Origin of the sequence: Oceanobacillus alkalisoli, assembly GCF_021556485.1 — a bacterium.
GTDB lineage: Bacteria > Bacillota > Bacilli > Bacillales > Amphibacillaceae > Oceanobacillus > Oceanobacillus alkalisoli.
This window is the reverse complement of record NZ_JAKGBW010000005.1, coordinates 159,602-176,705: the sequence shown is the minus strand read 5'-3', so window position 1 is coordinate 176,705 and position 17,104 is coordinate 159,602. Positions and strand designations below refer to the sequence as shown.

Below are 17,104 nucleotides of genomic sequence, written 5' to 3'. Positions count from 1 at the left end.
CCATCCTTACAATGAATCCCACTCTCCATTCCAAATTCCAGCAAGGAGGGCTTAAATGGATTCAGATCAAAAGCTACTAAAACTGTTAGGCAATAAAGACGTATTGGCACTTGCTTTTGGCGCTATGATTGGCTGGGGCTGGGTTGTCACGACAGGGATTTGGATTAATGAAGCTGGGTCATTAGGAGCAATTTTAGCTTTTGTTATCGGTGGGATCATGGTAATCTTCGTAGGTCTTACTTATGCGGAACTCGCTGCTGCGATGCCGCTCGTTGGTGGTGAATTTGTCTATACGTATAAAGCCATGGGGCGGGTTATGTCCTTTGTTACAACATGGGCTATCATTTTTGGCTATGTATCTGTTGTCGCATTCGAAGCTGTTGCCTTACCGACCGTATTCGAATATTTAATTCCGAACTTTAGTCAAGGCTATTTATACACTATCCAAGGTTGGGATGTAACAATCACTTGGGCTGGTACAGGGATGATCGGTTCAATTTTCATCGCTTGGGTAAACTATCGTGGAATTAAATTAACTTCTTTCATCAATATTATCCTGACATTATTAATTATTATCGCTGGTATATTACTCATTACAGGTAGTAGCGTTACTGGTACCACTGCAACAATGGAGCCATTCTTTCAAAATGGATTTGCCGGATTGCTGACTGTCGTTGTGATGACGCCATTTATGTTTGTAGGGTTTGACGTTATCCCGCAGGCTGCAGAAGAAATAAATCTACCTAAAAAGCGAATCGGACAACTGCTCATTTTTTCTGTTATTTTAGCCGTCATCTGGTATGTTGCCATTATATTCGGCGTATCTCGCGTGATGACACCCTCAGAACTCGCAGCAACAAATTTAGCAACTGCGGATGCAATGGGGAATGCTTTTGGCGGAAGTCAATTAATGGCTAACATTCTTGTTTTAGGTGGAATCGGTGGGATTTTGACAAGCTGGTTAGGATTTTACGTTGGTGGCAGTAGAGCAATTTATGCCCTTGCAAAAGCCGGCATGTTACCAAAGTTCCTAGGCGAGTTACACCCTAAATACCGAACCCCGCATAAAGCAATTATTTTGATCGCACTTCTGTCCACGATGGCGCCACTGCTCGGTCGCCCTGCCCTTGTCTGGTTTGTCGATGCTGGGGGAATCGGACTTGTGATCGGTTGGTCTATGGTCGCCCTTTCCTTTGTCATCCTACGAAAAAAGGCACCGGAAATGGAGCGCCCATTCAAACTTCGCGGCGGATCGGTAATTGGCTGGATTGCAACCATTCTTGCTTTTGGAATCGCCACTTTATATTTACCGGGCATGCCATCTGCTTTAGGCATTCCGGAATGGATTATTATCGGATTTTGGTTTTTAATTGGAACTGTTTTTTATAACTATTCGATGCGGAAATACGGGAAAGAAAACGCGGAGGAACATATGAAAAAAGAAATTGACCGTATTGCTTAATCATTGTTTACAAAAATTTTAGAATATATTATAATAAGAATAATGAATCGTGTTAAGGCGCATCCACACTCGTGCCACATGATCAATCTAACAATTAAAATAGTAAAACTGCCTAATCTGTTTACAGTCCCTCCAAGGATTGTTCCAACAGTCAAAAGCCAGTTCAAATTGATTTACAGGATGCTGTATATCATTTGAGCTGGCTTTTTTAATACATTTGAAAGGAGGTTCATCCATGGCTCTTTCCAATTTTAAAGTTCTAGATCTGTCCCGGGTACTCGCCGGTCCTTATTGCACGATGATTCTAGGTGACCTCGGTGCAGAAGTGATTAAAGTCGAAGCACCCGGCGGGAGTGATGATACCCGTAAATGGGGTCCCCCCTTCCAAGAAGGTGTGAGCGCTTATTACCTAAGTGCGAATCGGAACAAGAAAAGTATTACGGTCGATTTAAAGACGGAGGAAGGAATCAGCTTCATTAAGAAATTAGTAAAAGAAAGTGATGTCATGATCAACAACTTCAAAACTGGCACGATGGAAAGACTTGGACTCGGGTTTGAAACCGTTTCAAACTTAAATCCTGGAATTGTCTTCTGCTCCATCACCGGTTTTGGCGAAACAGGACCAAATAAAGCGATGCCCGGCTATGATTTTATCGTGCAAGCAATGAGCGGATTGATGAGTATTACCGGTGATAAAACTTCTGGACCACAAAAGCTCGGTGTCGCCATTACAGATGTATTAACCGGGCTATATGCGTGTGTTGGCATCCAAGCTGCCCTGCTGGAAAGAAATACGTCAGGAAAGGGACAAAAACTCGATATTTCCTTATATGACAGTGCGGTAAGTTCACTCGTTAATATCGGAAGTAACTATTTAATGTCAGGGAAAATTCCTGAGGATTTAGGGAATCATCATGCAAACATTGTACCTTACCAGACATTTAAAACAGCTGACGGTGAAATTGTTATTGCGGTTGGGAATGACAACCAATACAAGGCATTATGCAGTGTTCTGGAAAAGCCCGAATTAGCAACAGATGAGAAATTTTTAACGAATCCCGACCGCGTAGAGAACCGCGAGCAGTTGGTTCCTTTATTACAAGAAGTATTTACAAAGAATTCGACTGCCTATTGGCAAAAGCGTTGTAATGAAAGTAATATTCCATGCGGACCGATACAAAATTTAGAAGAGGTAACGAAAGACCCGCAGCTCCTTGCTCGAGAAATGTTTATCAGTACCGAACATCCGACTGCCGGACATATTAAAATGATTGGCAGTCCACTCAAATTATCGAGAACTCCCGTAACATACCGTCACCACCCGCCTAACGTTGGGGAGCATAATGAGGAATTCATGAATCAAAAAACAAAAAACTAAATCTGGGAGATGATCAGATGAACTTTGAATTCACGGAAGAACAAAATATGCTACGTAAAACAGTTAGAGATTTTACCGATAAAGAAATCATGCCGTATATTGCCGATTGGGACCGCACAGGACAATTTGATCCACGTATAATTGACAAAATTTCCGAACTCGGTCTCATGGGGGTATGTATCCCAGAGGAATATGGCGGTAGCGGCATGGATTACAATTCTCTTGCGATTGTCTGTGAAGAACTTGAGCGCGGCGATACGGCATTTCGGACAGCCGTTTCCGTCCATACTGGATTAAATAGCATGACGTTGCTGCAATGGGGGACAGAAGAACAAAAGCAGAAATATCTCGTTCCACAAGCAAAGGGGGAAAAAATCGGCGCATTCGGTCTCACGGAACCAGCTGCTGGTTCGGATGTTGCAGCTTTAGAAACGAGCGCTGTTAAAGATGGAGACCATTATATTTTAAACGGTCAAAAGACATGGATTTCCCTTTGTGATCTCGCAGACAACTTTTTAGTGTTTGCCTATACTGGTGATAGGTCAGAAAAACATAAAGGAATTTCCGCTTTTATCGTGGAGCGGGAGTGGGATGGTTTTTCCTCTAAAGCAATTAAAGGGAAACATGGTATCCGTTCTGGGAATACTGGGGAAATCTTTTTCGATAACGTGAAGGTACCGAAAGAAAACCTGCTTGGTGAAGAAGGAGAAGGCTTTAAGATTGCCATGTCAGCCCTTGACAATGGACGCTTTACCGTTGCAGCCGGTGCCGTTGGGCAAATTATGGCTTGTCTCGAGGCTAGTGTGAAATACTGTCAGGAACGGGAAACTTTCGGGAAAGAAATTGGGAAGCATCAACTTGTACAACAGATGATTGCCAAAATGGAAGCTGGTTTTCAAATGAGCAGACTGCTCGTTTATCGTGCGGGGGCGTTAAAAAATCAAGGCAAACGGAACACGAGAGAAACATCCCTTGCCAAATGGCAGGCTTGTGATTTTGCCAACCGGGCTGCGGATGACGCCGTCCAAATCCACGGGGCATACGGCTACTCTGATGAATACCCGGTAGAAAGATATTTACGTAACTCAAAAGCCCCTGTTATTTATGAAGGGACGAGAGAAATTCATACGATTATGCAAGCGGAATATGTCCTCGGGCTTCGTCAGGATAAAACCCTTAATCACATGCTGCCTGCTTGGGAAGAATCTTCAACCGTGCACGGTATCTAAATTCAATGACGAATTCCTCCGAACCAACTAGAGGAATTCGTCATTTTTTCATTCTGCTGTTTTAACCATATTCTCGTACTGTTTATATAAATCCTTCACTGCCGAAGCGAGCGCGTTACCGGCCTTTCCCAGATAATGCTCTCTAATCACTTGCACGGGCTTATCAATTCCATCTTGCAAACTATGCCCTTTTAGTAAATATTGAACAAAATCTCTACCATGCTCTGTTGCGAGTGTACAACTTGCTGTCACGATCACGCCATACTTCTTATCGATTTCTGCAGTAATTGTCAATGTTTCATAGATATTTTTTGCCGCCATTCCTGATGGTAGTCTTGAATGCCCTGCGATAAAGACTGTGTTCATCTCTCTCCATCTCCATTCATATAAAGAGTTTTCTCTATTATAAATATATCATGGATTACGATTTTCGTATCTTTGAAATAGTAGATGAAACAGAGATTTCCTCTTTACTTGTGAGGATTTCAATCACCGCAACATTATTTTTAGATAATACAACACGCAGAACTTGTTCAAAATGTTCAGCAGTATTAACCAGATATCCATCCGCTCCGACGCTTTTTGCTAAATCCTTAAACGAGACATAGCCTAAATCAGTTCCGATTACCCGCTCTGGATAATGCATTTCCTGATGCATGCGAATTGTGCCATACATATTATTGTTAAATACGAGACAAATAACAGGGATACGATGTCTGACGGCCGTTTCCAATTCCTGAACCGTCATCATAAATCCCCCATCACCGGATAAGGCGATAACCGGTCGACTTGGGAATGCTAGCTTTGCTCCAAGCGCTGCGGGCATGCCGTATCCCATTGCACCAGACGTGGGTCCAATATAGCGTTGTTTTTCTTTAAATGGAAAGAATGCATGCAGCCAGCCGGCGAAGTTACCTGCATCTGTTGTAAGGAGTGCATCATCAGGAAGATTTTTTGCAAGCGCATGGATAATCTGTTTATTCATCACTTCCCCTTCTTTTATGTCTAAATTGCTCACAGCCGTATAGGCTCGCCTTCGTTCCTTCACCCATTCAACCCAATTAGCTTTCACAGTCATTTTCCCCATTACGGTTAAGGCTTCTTTTATATCGGCAACAATTCCCACATCAGGAGCATACACCTTCCCAAGCGCATCAAAGTCAATATCAATATGAATCAGTTTTTTCTCCGGTGTAATAATGGAATAATCCTGTGTCGTTATTTCCGATAGACGCGTACCTAATGCAAGAATGACATCTGCCTCTTCTACTGTCTTCACTATTTCAGGGTCCGTCCCAAGTCCGAGGTGACCGGCATATAGTGGATGATGATGAGGAAAAACATCGTGTCTCCGAAAAGCAGCTAGTACTGGAATAGCGAATTTTTCAGCAACGTTTTGTAAAATCGCTTCTGCACGTTTCACGCCACCACCAGCAATGATGATTGGACGTTTTGCTTTAGACAGTGTTTCTTCCACTCGCTGGATATCGTTTTCACTAGGGGTTGGTCTTGGTATTTGTAGTAGTGGGCCAAATTGCATCTCTCCCTTAAGCGGCAAAACATCCTCGGGTAGGGAAATGATGACCGGTCCAGGTCTCCCGGTTTCAGCTATTCGAAAAGCACGTTCCACAATTTCAGGCATTCTTTCCGGATCTTTCACTTCGACAGCCCACTTCACAATTGGCGCAAAAAACTGTGTCAATTCCACTTCCTGAAACCCTTCTCTTCCTCTGAACTTTCGATGGACCTGACCAAGAAAGACGAGCATTGGCGTTGAATCTTGCATAGCCGTGTGTACGCCGATAGACAGATTCGCCGCACCCACTCCCCTTGTCGCGAAAACGATCCCTGCTTTGCTGGCTGCTTTTGCATAGCCTTCCGCCATAAAAGCAGCCCCGCCTTCATGTCTTGCCGAAATAACTTCAATCGACTCCGCATCGTAAAGTGCGTCCAGAACCGGTAAATAACTCTCACCCGGCACACAGAACACTTTTTCCACATCCGCCCTTTTCAAACATTCGACAAGGGCGTGTGCCGCGGACATTTTTTTATTGTTTACAACAGTCACGAACCATACTCTCCCTTCAACCTGAGTTCTCTCAAACGATGCACGACTTCATCCAATCGCTCTTTACTCACCGTTAGAGCAATTCGAATATACCCTTCGCCTGTTGGACCAAAAGCTGTTCCTGGGGTAACAATCACTCCGGCCTCTTCCAACAGTTTGTTTGCAAAACGCTTTGACGTAAAACCGGCTGGCACCTTTGCCCAAAGAAAGATTGTTCCTCGCGTTTTTTCCGTATAAATCCCTAATTCGTTTAGTGCAGTGTGTAGTCTTTCCATCCGCTCTTGATAAATAGCATTATGCTCCCTGACTGCAGCTAAATCACTCCGTAACGCTGTAGCGGCAGCCTTTTGCACAGCAAGAAACTGAGAAGAATCAATATTGCTTTTTAATGTGGTTAAAGCTTTTATAATATTTTTATTTCCGACTACATAACCGATTCGCCAGCCTGTCATATTAAAGCTTTTCGATAGCGAACCAAATTCCACAGCTAGGTCCTTTGCGCCTGGAACTTGCAGGACACTTGGAGCTTTATAATCGTCAAACGTTATCAAATCATATGCCGCATCATTGACAAGCAAGATATTATTATTCTTTGAAAAAGTCGCAGCTTCCTTAAATGTGTTTAATTCAATAGTTGCACCGAGCGGATTGCTTGGATAATTTAACAGCAGAATCTTAGCCCGTTGCTTGTTCTTTTTTGAAATCCTGCCAAACTGCGGAATGTATCCTGCTTCTTGATGCAATGGCAATAATATATTTTCACCACCAGCTAAAAGAACACCTTTTGTATATACCGGGTAACCTGGGTCAGGAACGAACACCGCATCACCCGGGTTTAAAACCGCCTGGAACAGATTGGCAATCCCTTCTTTCGAACCGATTAATGCCAATATTTCTTTATCGGGATCCAGATCGACGTCATATTGTTTTTTATAAAATTCTGCTACTGCTTCTTTAAATTCAGAGCAGCCACTGTAAGGGGAATAGCGATGGTTAGCAGGATTCTTTGCCTCAAGCACGAGCCGCTCATAAACAAAATCGGGCGTAGGTAAATCGGGAGCGCCAATCCCTAAATCAATCACATCCACTCCTTTTCTCTCAAGTTCCGCTTTTTTATGCTGAAACTCGGAAAATACATAGGCCGGTAAATTTTTCACCTTATCAGCTACCGTAATCATTTTTTACCTCCCAAATAGATCATTTTTGTCTTGTTCTATCGTATTGAAAGAATCACATTTTTAGAAGAAAAGGAATAACAATTTTCTAGGAAAGTAAACTGCTCCCATTTAAAGTTTTTGTAATACGAATAGGCTCTGCATCATATTTTGTAATAACTTGGCTAGCTTGCCTTTTCTATGTGTTACCAAAGAACGTTTAAAAAGTGGACAAATTAAATAGGAAAAGGGGATCGATAAAGTTGAAGATGAAGCATTTAATTTATTTTTTATTGTTGATGGGGAGCATGTTACTCGTTCTTACTGCTTGTGGAGAAGGTAAGAAAAATATAGCAATTGGTCCTCCAGCAAGTGAAACGAATACGGCATCAAGTTTAATTCTCGATGCTTACGGGATTGGTGATGGTGATTACAATGCCTTTCAAGAAGGTTTTGGAGATGCGGCAGATGGCGTTCAGGACGGAAACATTGATATTTCAATTGGTATTTTAGGTTTGCCTGCAGGTAACATTGAAAGCTTACAAGCATCTGTTGGTGATGTGAAAATGCTGGAGCTGTCCGATGAAGCGATCGCACATATTGAAGATAATAGTGGATATAGGCGCTTTACGATTCCACAAGATACGTACGATTTTCTTGAATCAGATATCGACACCGTGACTGCCTATGCCATTCTAATGGCAAGCACTGATACAATTGATGAAGATCTTGGTTATGAGCTTGCTAAAAGTATGGTTGAGCATGCGAACGAAAATACACATGCACAGTCCCAACATATGACGTTAGAAAATGCGCTTCTCGGAGCAGAGGGACTGCCGATCCATCCGGGTGCAAAACGTTATTATGAAGAACAAGGTTTAACAGTAGATAACCCTGTAGCAGAATTAAATACAATGGACTCGAAGCTTGAGCTAATCTTAGGAACCGGCAGTCAGGGAGGAACCTATTATCCACTCGGAGGGGAAATGGCTAATATTTGGAATAATCATATTGATGACATCAATATAACGAATACAGAAACCGGAGCATCGATTGAAAACCTTGTTGGAATACGGAACGGGGATATCGACCTCGGCATGACCGTTCACGTTCCTGCACAAGCTGCGATTAACGGGGAAGCCGATTTTGAAGGAGAGAAAGTTGAAAATGCTGCATTTATCGGTCATATTTATCCAGAAGTTATCCAAATTATAACTCGTGAAACTACTGGTATCGAAAGTCTCGATGACTTTTAATTTCATCATTCGCAAATGTTGGAGGGATCTTTATGTAAAGGTCCCTCATCGTTTATCTTTTTGGATAAGGATGTGATGAGGTGAAAGATAACAAAGAAATCGATGTTAAGGAAATCTTGGAGAAATACGATAAAGAGAGTAATTTCCGGGAGAATATCGGAAAATGGGCATGGATTGTCACATTTTTAGGTGTAGCCTTAACTGCTTTCCATTTATATATGGGCTACTTCGGAAACCTTCCATCCCAACAACAAGGTGCTGTCCACTTAGGAACGGCACTCGGTATTATCTTCTTACTTTTCCCAGCAAAAAGCGGCCTGCAGAAAATACAGAAGACGATTCCTTGGTATGACGTTCTTCTCGCGTTTTTCGCTATGTATGTAACGTATCATAAAGTCATCTTTTTCGATTCGATTTTAGAGAGTCGGATTGCAGGCTATAGTATGCCCGATACGATCATTTCTATACTGGGTATCCTTCTCTTACTCGAGGCAACCCGCCGTACGGTTGGCTTACCGATTGTAATCGTTGCTAGCGTAACGATCCTTTACGCTTTATTTGGTAATTTTATACCAACACAGATCTTGTCTCACCCAGGGTTTGCAGTTGACCGCTTGGCAACCGATTTATGGTATAAGGAAAGTGGAGTGTTCGGCACACCCATTCAAATTTCAGCGAAGTTTATTTTCCTCTTTCTATTTTTTGGTGTAGTCCTCGTACACACTAAAATCGGTAAGTTTTTCAATGATCTTGCATTCGCATTAACAGGAAGATATACTGGCGGAACGGCAAAAGCAGCTGTAGCGGCTAGTGCATTGCAAGGAATGGTTTCTGGAAGTTCTGTCGGTAATACTGTTGCTTCCGGTTCCTTTACGATACCGATGATGAAAAAGGCTGGATTTAAACCGGAGTTTGCTGCGGCAACGGAAGCATCAGCATCAACAGGTGGACAAATTATGCCGCCCGTAATGGGGGCGGCCGCATTTATTATGATGGAATACTTAGGCGTGTCCTACGCAACGATTATGATTGCAGCTGCAGTTCCTGCCGTTTTGTATTTTACTGGGATATTTATTGGGACACATTTTGAAGCTAAAAGATTAGGTATTGTCGGTCTGCCAAAATCAGAACTTCCAAGTTTTCGAAAATTAATGTTTAAGTATGGATATATGCTCTTACCTTTAGCTGTCGTCATCGGAACAGTGATGATTGGGTTTACCCCACAGCGGGCAGCTTTATTAGGGATATTATCCGCATTTTTAGTCAGTTTAATTCGAAAGGAATCAAGGCTGGGTTTCAAACAAACGATCCATGTACTTGAGCAAGGAGCGCGTGTCGCCTTACCGGTAATAGCTGCCGTTGCTACTGCAGGGATAATCGCGGGAGTAGTCAGTATTACTGGTCTCGGTTCTAAATTTGCTTCTGGTATTATTGCATTATCAAGTGGACATTTATTTTTAGCACTATTCTTCACGATGATTGCTTGTTTGATTCTTGGCATGGGATTACCGACAACGGCAAATTACGTGGTAACAGCGACGATTGCAGCGCCAGCGCTTATTAATGAATTCGGTGTCGCACCAATCGCTGCACATATGTTTGTCTTTTATTTCGGTATTGCAGCGGATATTACACCACCTGTCTGTCTCGCCGCATACGCAGGGGCAGGAATAGCGAGGGCAAATCCGTTTAAGTCTGGGGTCATCGCTGTGAAACTCGCAATAGCAGCATTTATTATCCCGTATATATTTGTTTATGACTCTATTCTCGTACTAGTAGACGTTACACCTATAAGGCTCGTCATTACGCTCGCAACAGCGTTATTAGGTATGATTGCTGTAAGCAGTGCAGTCATCGGCTACTTTGCTCGGAATTCTTATTTTTGGGAGCGGGTTATTCTTTTCATGGCTGGTATTATTTTGATCGTTCCAAATATAGTAAGCAGTACGATCGGCTTAGTTTTAGTATTAGTGATCTGGTACATTCAAAAACGGCATAAGGACGGCGGCGGAAATATGAGCATGAATGTACCGGTATAAAAGAGTTTAATGATATCAAAAGAACAGATTAATGGAAGCGGAATCAACATTATAAACATGATGTAAAAAAGCTAGGATTGTTGATCAACTGCGTTCATCCTTTCTAGCTTTTTTAACAACAACCACGAAAATTAAAAATACAGAAACTCCCGAAACATTTACCTCTGTTATCCAATGAATTGTAAAATTTTTAGGCGCCTTGGTCCTAATCCATTGTACACGATTGTCGATTGAATCCACTGACTTTCTATATCCCTTCCCCCAGCCTTTGCAATTTCAGTACCTGAAGCTTAGTTATATTCTCCCCATCTTTCTAAAAAGTATCATAAATGTCCCGAATAAGACTTTTTTTCGTCAAAATGAGCAATTTTAGATTATATAGAAATTATTGTAAATATTTATTATAATTGACTAATTGAAGCCCGTCTAAGGTTGTATAATAATCGTCAATTTTGCCTTTATTAAATAGAAAGGAGGAAAAAAAGGATGGAAGAAACTATAATTTTTGATGGGAAACAATGTGAGTACATGTGGGCAAAAAAATTTATTGCCGAAAATGAATTAATTTTCCGAAATCGGTTAGTACAGTCTTTTTTGCTTAAGAAGGAAAATTTTTTTCTACTCAATCAATCCATTCGCCATCCGACGCCTAAAACGAATCAAGCTTTAGATCAGGCATTCCAAGACCATTTTGCCGAGATTAGGCTAATTAGTCAATTATCAAACGAATTGCGAAGACATGCCATTCGTTATGACAAAAAAGTTAACATGTACAGAGGAAATCAATTACTAATTTTGGACCAGCCAATCCATGACGAAACGAAGAACAACATCTCCTTCAAAGATGTTATCACAGATAAACATGCTATCCCTGTTGATGAAGCAGTGCTGGCAAATAACCAGGATTTGCTATGCTATATTGAAAATCCAACTCTTTTTCAAGCTTTTGCTTCCCTTACTTCCAGGCAGAAACAAATTTTAAATCAAGCGTATCTTTGCAACATGTCTGATACGGAAATCGCCGCTAAAGAAGGTGTATCCCAACAATCCATTTCCAAGACGAGAAACAGAGCTTTAAAGGAGCTTAAAAGACAACTATTGGCAGAGGAGGATAAAACATGATGGATATCTCTGCTCTTTCCGGTTTGATTGATATTATAGAAAATGTTGGATTCCCCGTCATCGTAGCATTGTTTTTACTAATACGCTATGAAATCAGGATGGAACGTTTAGAAAAACATTCTAAAGATTTATCGGATACGATCAACAAATTAAGGAGGGATCTTTCGTGACGAGACTCATTGATTTAACGAAAAAAGTGCAAAAGTATAATGATGCCGAATCACTTGAAATTGTTCTTACCCTATTCGAACCTAAAATCAGAGCATCATTAAAAGAAACCTCACCTCAAGAACAGACCGATTTATACCAAGAACTAAAAATTAGAGTGATAGAGATTATCAGGAAGTATGATTACAATAATACGTACGGTTTTTGGGAATTTACCAATCGATTAAAGGAACAACATGGAACAGAACATCAAGCAAAAGAAAACTCTAATTACCCAGTTAAACATTCATGATAGGGGGAGAGGATACAAATTCTATATAATCATAGAGTTACCAAATTTATTTATCGTCAGCCACTAAGTCCCGTTCCCTTTCATTTTCAGGGGAACGGCTACATAACGCAAATCTCCCCAAGTATTCTTCAAGTGGGAGGAGAATACCCCATGCCTCTTTATTTTTCTTGCTTTCGCCCCTTTACTGCCAATGATTGTACATGCTTAACAAGCCCCTCCTCAAGTCGCATATAATAGATAAAGAACAATCCCTCAAATCATTCCCAAACCAAAGAAAAAGGGAGAACTTATGGTCCTCCCTTTATTTTAAATTTACCATTCCTGAACGACTTTTGTTGAAGAATGTAATCGATGATTTTTCGCCATTTCTACGGCACGTTCTGCATCCATATACCCCCATATATCACCGAGAGTCGGGTGGGCCGTAGCTTTTAGAATGCTCTTTACATCGTTTGGACTGAGATTCGGATTCGCTTCGAGCATAAGAGCAATGACTCCTGCGCAAATCGGGGTTGCCATCGATGTGCCAGACAACTCAATATAATGTTCATCTCTAATCACCTCTGGCAATTCCGATTCGATGCTTGAGCCTGGTGCAAGCAGGGATACAATATTGGTTCCAGGTGCATAAATGTCAGGCTTGACGAACGAATCAATTGTAGGTCCCCTACTGGAATAATCTGCTATCTGATCATCTTCCCGGTCTAATGTGTTATGATCGTCTGTTGATCCGACCGTTATAATGAACGGATCAATTGCTGGCGTACTGATTGTCGTTTGATCAGGACCGCTATTCCCGGCAGCGGCACATACAACGATTCCTTGGTGCCAAGCAACTTGAGCAGCTAAGCACAACGGGTCATCCCTGAAAGACTCGTAGGCAGGAGCTCCGAGTGAAAGAGAGACAATTCGAATATGATGCTCTTCTTTATGTTCCATACACCATTCCAGACCTTCAATAATCGTTGAAAGCCTGCCTCCACCTTGGTTATCTAATACTTTTAATCCGATGATGGAAGCTTCTGATGCAGGCCCTGTATATTTTCCACTAGAAAGACTGCCATTTCCAGCAGCATTTCCTGCGCAGTGTGTTCCATGCCCATTATCGTCGTATGGCTCCTCTTTCCCGTTTATAAAATCATGAAAAGCTATGATTCTATTTGAGGGTTGAACAAGGTCTTCATGCGGATGAACACCTGTATCAATCACAGCAATGGAAATTCCTTTACCTGTTAAACCTAACTGCTCTCGCACTTGAATCGCTCCTATTTGCTCACAGGCAATATCCAGATAAGATGTTACAATCCGGTCGTAAAAAATCCGGTCTACTGCCTCATGATCCTTAATTTGTTTGATTTTATCAGGTGTTAAATGACCTTTTACTCCATTAATGCTCGGTAATCCTTTACTTAGTTTGTTAGGAGAATCCATGTTACATATTTTTAGGAGGTCGTCTTTTTTATCTTGCTGGCAATTCTTTTTCAGATAAAGGATAATGGGAATCTCATCGCGCTTCGTTGATTTCAGGTTTGCTTTCGGAAAACTCCGTAACTGTTCCACTAAGCCTGGATCTAGTTTAGGTGCAGTATTTTCATACCATACCTTCCTTTGATTGCTCATGTTATTCCTCCTTTGTTATAAACCTCTCTCACCGAGAATCAAACTCAATCGTTTCAGTTGGGGCACCCTTATTGATTATAAGGGCACTCTTTCGTTCTAAATAACAACGTACAACTGTAATTCATCTGCATATTGTAAAAATACGCTCTTATGATAAATAATTGTAGGTTTTCGAAACAACCTAAGGTATGCCAGGTAACCTCGTCCTTCTTTGACATTTCCCTCTTGATAATAGAAAATAGTATAGATATTCAACATGAGAGGAAGTTTTATTTGAGTCAGCAAGAGCAATTTTCATCAAGAATTGGATTTATTTTATCAGCCGCAGGAGCTGCGATTGGCCTTGGCGCCATTTGGAAATTCCCTTATATCGCAGGACAAAATGGCGGTGGCGCATTTCTTCTTATCTTTCTTTTATTTACAATCATACTCGGACTTCCATTATTGTTAGCTGAGTTCACGATAGGCAGAACTGCACAGCAAAATGCCGTTCGTTCCTTCCAAGTTATCGCACCCGGAACGAAATGGTATTTTATCGGGATTCTTGGGATGATAAGTGTTTTTATTCTACTTTCCTTTTACAGCGTAATTGGCGGATGGATTATTACGTACCTATGGAAAGTCGTGACCGGAGGATTATCAGGTTTAAATGAAGCCCAGTATGCCGAACTGTTTGCAGACACGATAGCGAACCCTGCGCTTAGCCTTGGCACACAGCTCATTTTTATTATCATGACCATTTTTGTTATCAGTAGAGGGGTACAAAACGGAATTGAACAGACGAATAAAATTATGATGCCAGCACTCGCCATTCTTTTTGCCGTGCTCGTCATCCGCTCCGTTACGCTGGACGGCGCTTCTGCCGGTATTTCATTTTTATTCCAGCCTGACTTATCAAAAGTGACATCAGGGACTGTACTTGAAGCGATGGGGCAATCCTTCTTCACCTTAAGTGTCGGTGTTTCCGGAATGATCACTTATAGTTCGTACTTATCAAAGGATCACAGCCTGCCAAGGTCCGCAATCTCGATTGTCGTCATGAATATCATGGTCGTCCTCTTAGCTGGTCTTGTGATATTTCCAGCGGTATTCGCATTCGGGATGGAGCCGGATGCAGGACCAACCTTGTTATTTAACGTGCTTCCTACCATTTTTAGTCAAATGCCTGCCGGAATGTTGTTTTTCGCAACGTTCCTTGTTGTCTTTTTATTCGCGACGTTAACCTCGGCATTCTCGATGTTAGAGATTATTGTTGCAGTAATCTCCAAGGGAAATCCTTTGAAAAGGAAGAAATGGGCATGGATTGTCGGATTAGCAATCTTTCTCTTTGGTGTCCCTTCCGCACTATCTTTCGGTGTCTTAAGCGAGGTATCATTATTCGGCAAATCGATTTTTGATTTGGCAGACTACACCGTGAGTAATATTCTAATGCCAATTGGGGCATTGTTCATTTCGATTTTCGTATCTTTTAAAATGAAAAAAACTGCATTGTATGAAGAATTAAGGCGAGGCAGTAACTTAAAGTACGGCATATTCCAGGCTTGGTTCTTCCTCGTCCGCTATATCGTCCCAGCGCTAATTATCTTCGTCATGCTGGATGTATTAGAGATTTGGTGAAGTCGTATCTTTTTAATTTCTGAATTTTAATCATGCATTTTTCGTATATTAACAGCATAATGCTTTTCCATCACCATATGTAGTTGAGTTAGTTCGTTCCCAACTACATATGGTGATGGAAAAGCCGACTTTGGTAATTATGAAATTCATTCAATAAGTCAAAATAATGATGGATGGATTGAATAAGATGCTAGAAATATACGGAGGTGCATGATGGATAAACCATACCGCTGTCCCAATTGCAAAACAAACAGATCACGCTTCAATTTGATTGAGCAGACCGCAACTCCTGTATAGCTAGATGCGAAAACGGGGGAAGTTTTAGAGGAATATACAAGCGGGAATACGCTTCCTTTTCATCAAGCATATAATGGGCCGCAATACAGAGTTCAATGTGGAGTCTGTGGATTGATAGAAAATGAAAAGATGTTTGAACAGTTTGCGGAGTATGATGGGAATTAGATAGTTGGTGTCTGGCACTAATCTAACATTTTCTAAATCTGTCGTTTACAAATGTCTTCTACCAGGCACCTTTAACAGAAAAATGGTAAACTATATACTATTATGGTTTACTATTTTTTTAGGTGTTCAACACACAACCAGGAGGTTTTTCCATGCTCCAGCAGTTAAAAAAATATTTTCCTTCATTACAATCCTATAAAAAAACACCGACCGAACTCAACGAAAAGCTGACGTGGTTCTTTACAGAGAGTGGACAAATTATCAGCATCGACCCATCTGAAATCAATGAGAAAGAATCTGTTCTTTTACATATGCTTTTTAAACCTTATAAACATATTTTCCCACCAAGGACGGAAGAAGAAATAAAGTGGCAGCAATATATTCAAGCAGACGGTGAACTACCAAAAATAGAAAATTCGTTCCGCCTGATCTTTTTCCAAATCTCGAAAGACCAATTGCAACCGGCAGATTTCAAAGACGCGCTGAATCAATTATTTGAAAAAAATATTATTATTCTTTGGGAAAGTGAAATAAAAGGAGTCATTGTTGATATAAAGCTCGCTGACTATGAAGAGGAAATTTCGTTAGAGGAAATTATCGATGTTTTAATGAGTGACCTATATACAAAAATTCGTTTTTTCGTAAGCCCATATCTCACAGAAGTAGAGCAAGCCAAATACCATTTTAATCAATTAATCTCCCAAGCAAGCATCGTCTTCTCCTACTCGGATAATAATGTGATTTCTTATATTGAAGCAATACCTTATATGCTTATTGAACAACTGACACTGGAATTAAAAGACGAACTACAAAATCTGATCCCGCAGGAATTTCAACACGACAAAGAATTCTTGAGAATGATGGAAGTTTTTCTAAAGAGCAATTTAAATATATCTGTAGCAGCTAAGAAATTGTATATGCACCGGAACAGTCTTCAATATCGAATTGAAAAATTCAAAGAAAAGACCGATTTGGATATTCGGAACTTCCATCACGCACTGACAGTTTACTTAGCATTACTGATAAAGTGAAACTTCTTCAGTGAGGGTTCACTGAATGTTAGTTAAACAGAATCAGAGATTTACGGACTGTTTATCACCCGCCTTCAGATGTTGGGTTTTCCTTATATTAAGAGGCGTGGGGATTACAGACCGTTAAGACGGGATAAAACAAACTTATTTGTAAAGTTGCCTAAAACACATCCAAAGCTTTGTGCAGGATTACCATTTAAAGAGAA

At 41.0% G+C, this 17,104-nt stretch carries 14 protein-coding genes and 1 pseudogene; 11 read left to right on the top strand and 4 right to left on the bottom strand.

Annotated features, from left to right (window positions below; all coding sequences use genetic code 11):
- Positions 1-55: 55 nt before the first annotated feature.
- The 3 genes from LZD48_RS07215 to LZD48_RS07205 all read left to right on the top strand — a co-directional run bounded on the left by LZD48_RS07215 (position 56) and on the right by LZD48_RS07205 (position 4,069).
- Positions 56-1,462, top strand: coding sequence for an APC family permease (locus tag LZD48_RS07215; RefSeq protein WP_235762057.1), 1,407 nt, complete (start codon positions 56-58; stop codon positions 1,460-1,462).
- A 235-nt stretch (positions 1,463-1,697) separates the two neighbouring features.
- Positions 1,698-2,840 (top strand): CaiB/BaiF CoA transferase family protein, encoded by a 1,143-nt coding sequence (locus LZD48_RS07210; RefSeq protein ID WP_235762056.1) that lies wholly within the window; start codon positions 1,698-1,700, stop codon positions 2,838-2,840.
- Between the two features lie 17 nt (positions 2,841-2,857).
- Entirely contained in the window at positions 2,858-4,069 is a 1,212-nt protein-coding gene (locus LZD48_RS07205; protein ID WP_235762055.1) for an acyl-CoA dehydrogenase family protein, read from the top strand.
- Between the two features lie 48 nt (positions 4,070-4,117).
- Here the strand turns inward: LZD48_RS07205 and LZD48_RS07200 are convergent, their stop codons facing one another.
- From LZD48_RS07200 to LZD48_RS07190, 3 genes are read right to left on the bottom strand one after another with little or no spacing between them, the layout of a single operon-like run.
- Positions 4,118-4,435, bottom strand: coding sequence for a DUF3870 domain-containing protein (locus LZD48_RS07200; RefSeq protein WP_235762054.1), 318 nt, complete (start codon positions 4,433-4,435; stop codon positions 4,118-4,120).
- A gap of 55 nt (positions 4,436-4,490) precedes the next feature.
- A complete protein-coding gene (locus LZD48_RS07195) occupies positions 4,491-6,113 on the bottom strand; it encodes a thiamine pyrophosphate-dependent enzyme (RefSeq protein WP_235762121.1) in 1,623 nt (540 codons plus the stop codon).
- Positions 6,114-6,133: 20 nt separating this feature from the next.
- Positions 6,134-7,315: an LL-diaminopimelate aminotransferase gene (locus tag LZD48_RS07190; protein WP_235762053.1), complete on the bottom strand. Its 1,182-nt coding sequence runs from the start codon at positions 7,313-7,315 to the stop codon at positions 6,134-6,136.
- A 245-nt stretch (positions 7,316-7,560) separates the two neighbouring features.
- Here LZD48_RS07190 and LZD48_RS07185 point away from each other — a divergent pair, with 245 nt between their 5' ends.
- The 5 genes from LZD48_RS07185 to LZD48_RS07165 all read left to right on the top strand — a co-directional run bounded on the left by LZD48_RS07185 (position 7,561) and on the right by LZD48_RS07165 (position 12,168).
- The gene (locus LZD48_RS07185) at positions 7,561-8,547 is read left to right on the top strand and encodes a TAXI family TRAP transporter solute-binding subunit (protein ID WP_235762120.1); all 987 of its coding nucleotides are present in this window, start codon (positions 7,561-7,563) and stop codon (positions 8,545-8,547) included.
- Between the two features lie 80 nt (positions 8,548-8,627).
- Positions 8,628-10,586, top strand: a complete 1,959-nt coding sequence (locus LZD48_RS07180; RefSeq protein ID WP_235762052.1) for a TRAP transporter permease — start codon at positions 8,628-8,630, stop codon at positions 10,584-10,586.
- A gap of 486 nt (positions 10,587-11,072) precedes the next feature.
- The gene (locus tag LZD48_RS07175; protein WP_235762051.1) at positions 11,073-11,708 is read left to right on the top strand and encodes a sigma-70 family RNA polymerase sigma factor; all 636 of its coding nucleotides are present in this window, start codon (positions 11,073-11,075) and stop codon (positions 11,706-11,708) included.
- Positions 11,705-11,878, top strand: a complete 174-nt coding sequence (locus tag LZD48_RS07170) for a YvrJ family protein (RefSeq protein ID WP_235762050.1) — start codon at positions 11,705-11,707, stop codon at positions 11,876-11,878. The genes LZD48_RS07175 and LZD48_RS07170 overlap by 4 nt, the downstream gene beginning before the upstream one ends.
- Positions 11,875-12,168, top strand: a complete 294-nt coding sequence (locus LZD48_RS07165) for a helix-turn-helix domain-containing protein (RefSeq protein ID WP_235762049.1) — start codon at positions 11,875-11,877, stop codon at positions 12,166-12,168. The genes LZD48_RS07170 and LZD48_RS07165 overlap by 4 nt, the downstream gene beginning before the upstream one ends.
- Positions 12,169-12,480: 312 nt before the next feature.
- On the opposite strand, the gene LZD48_RS07160 is transcribed toward LZD48_RS07165, so the two are convergent.
- Positions 12,481-13,788 (bottom strand): S8 family serine peptidase, encoded by a 1,308-nt coding sequence (locus LZD48_RS07160; protein WP_235762048.1) that lies wholly within the window; start codon positions 13,786-13,788, stop codon positions 12,481-12,483.
- A gap of 273 nt (positions 13,789-14,061) precedes the next feature.
- Between LZD48_RS07160 and LZD48_RS07155 the strand changes: the two genes are divergently transcribed.
- The 3 genes and pseudogenes from LZD48_RS07155 to LZD48_RS07145 all read left to right on the top strand — a co-directional run bounded on the left by LZD48_RS07155 (position 14,062) and on the right by LZD48_RS07145 (position 16,898).
- The gene (locus LZD48_RS07155) at positions 14,062-15,405 is read left to right on the top strand and encodes a sodium-dependent transporter (protein ID WP_235762047.1); all 1,344 of its coding nucleotides are present in this window, start codon (positions 14,062-14,064) and stop codon (positions 15,403-15,405) included.
- 213 nt (positions 15,406-15,618) lie between these two features.
- A pseudogene (locus LZD48_RS07150) lies at positions 15,619-15,867 on the top strand (DNA alkylation repair protein).
- A gap of 152 nt (positions 15,868-16,019) precedes the next feature.
- Positions 16,020-16,898 carry a PucR family transcriptional regulator gene (locus tag LZD48_RS07145; protein ID WP_235762046.1) on the top strand — a complete coding sequence of 293 codons (879 nt, stop codon included), beginning with the start codon at positions 16,020-16,022 and terminating at the stop codon, positions 16,896-16,898.
- Positions 16,899-17,104 lie beyond the last annotated feature (206 nt).

Excerpts from the sequence above, each read along its gene's own strand:
- LZD48_RS07210 (WP_235762056.1), top strand. The coding sequence starts at position 1,698 with ATGGCTCTTTCCAATTTTAAAGTTCTAGATCTGTCCCGGGTACTCGCC.
- LZD48_RS07195 (WP_235762121.1), bottom strand. The coding sequence starts at position 6,113 with ATGTCCGCGGCACACGCCCTTGTCGAATGTTTGAAAAGGGCGGATGTG.
- LZD48_RS07170 (WP_235762050.1), top strand. The coding sequence starts at position 11,705 with ATGATGGATATCTCTGCTCTTTCCGGTTTGATTGATATTATAGAAAAT.
- LZD48_RS07175 (WP_235762051.1), top strand. The coding sequence starts at position 11,073 with ATGGAAGAAACTATAATTTTTGATGGGAAACAATGTGAGTACATGTGG.
- LZD48_RS07190 (WP_235762053.1), bottom strand. The coding sequence starts at position 7,315 with ATGATTACGGTAGCTGATAAGGTGAAAAATTTACCGGCCTATGTATTT.
- LZD48_RS07205 (WP_235762055.1), top strand. The coding sequence starts at position 2,858 with ATGAACTTTGAATTCACGGAAGAACAAAATATGCTACGTAAAACAGTT.
- LZD48_RS07160 (WP_235762048.1), bottom strand. The coding sequence starts at position 13,788 with ATGAGCAATCAAAGGAAGGTATGGTATGAAAATACTGCACCTAAACTA.
- LZD48_RS07200 (WP_235762054.1), bottom strand. The coding sequence starts at position 4,435 with ATGAACACAGTCTTTATCGCAGGGCATTCAAGACTACCATCAGGAATG.
- LZD48_RS07185 (WP_235762120.1), top strand. The coding sequence starts at position 7,561 with ATGAAGCATTTAATTTATTTTTTATTGTTGATGGGGAGCATGTTACTC.
- LZD48_RS07215 (WP_235762057.1), top strand. The coding sequence starts at position 56 with ATGGATTCAGATCAAAAGCTACTAAAACTGTTAGGCAATAAAGACGTA.
- LZD48_RS07145 (WP_235762046.1), top strand. The coding sequence starts at position 16,020 with ATGCTCCAGCAGTTAAAAAAATATTTTCCTTCATTACAATCCTATAAA.